Consider the following 448-nt stretch of genomic DNA (forward strand, 5'->3'; position numbering starts at 1 on the left):
GGATACCGATCGGCTAAGCCTGTCGCTGATGAAGAGCAGGCGCCTCAGAATGGAGGCGTCGCTTCGTCAACTCGAAGAGGTGGTGGCGATCTACGAGGCTGGGCAGGACTTCTTCACGGACGCCAGCTTCAAGCTCCTGTCGGAATGGAGCTTCGTCCGTGATCAGAAGGATTACCGCTACAGCTTCGAAGGCGGGTTGCTGCAACACGTTGATCGGGATGGGATCAACCGCACGGGCATCCGCCTGCTGGCGCCCCTGCGGGATCTCGATGACCAGATCATCGAGCTGATCCAGGAGTACCGTCGAGCCGATTAGAACTCGGGCGACGGAGATGATGGCGCACCGCCTGTGCGGCAGGCGACGCGCCGGGGACTTGGCTTAGAGGCCGGTCGGAATGAACACGACGCCCTTCGCCGCCATCGCAGCTTCGATGGCACGGCTATGCAC

General features: G+C 61.8%; 1 protein-coding gene. It reads left to right on the forward strand.

Annotated features, from left to right (window positions below; translation table 11 throughout):
• Positions 1-316: hypothetical protein (locus JZ792_RS41370; protein WP_216918443.1), on the forward strand; the 316-nt coding region annotated here is incomplete at its 5' end.
• Positions 317-448: the final 132 nt, after the last annotated feature.

This window comes from Nocardia noduli, assembly GCF_019038455.1.
In the GTDB taxonomy this organism is placed as follows: domain Bacteria; phylum Actinomycetota; class Actinomycetes; order Mycobacteriales; family Mycobacteriaceae; genus Nocardia; species Nocardia noduli.